Origin of the sequence: Ferrovum sp., from assembly GCF_027317285.1 — a bacterium.
Classification (GTDB): Bacteria; Pseudomonadota; Gammaproteobacteria; order Burkholderiales; family Ferrovaceae; genus Ferrovum.
The window spans coordinates 1-265 of record NZ_DAHVHV010000173.1 but is presented as its reverse complement, the minus strand read 5'-3'; the positions used below and the strand labels follow the sequence as shown (position 1 = coordinate 265).

At 53.6% G+C, this 265-nt stretch carries 1 protein-coding gene; it reads left to right on the top strand.

The features are described from left to right. On the top strand, positions 1-265 hold a 265-nt coding region (locus tag M6F29_RS12170), incomplete at both ends, for a PAS domain-containing protein (RefSeq protein ID WP_298160325.1).

Sequence of the window (265 nt, the reverse complement as noted above, 5' to 3'; positions counted from 1 at the left end):
TTTCACTCGATTGACCGGCTATAGCGCCATGGAGGCGTTAGGCAAGACCCCCGCCATACTCAAATCCGGACGACAGGATGCAGCGTTTTACCAAGCCATGTGGGAAACCCTCAACCGCGACAAATACTGGCAGGGAGAACTCTGGAACCGACGCAAGAATGGAGAGATTTACCCGGAATGGCTGACCATCACTGCCGTGCTTGATGGGGATGGACGGGTGACGAATTATGTCGGCGTATTTTCTGACATCACTCTGCGCAAGGAA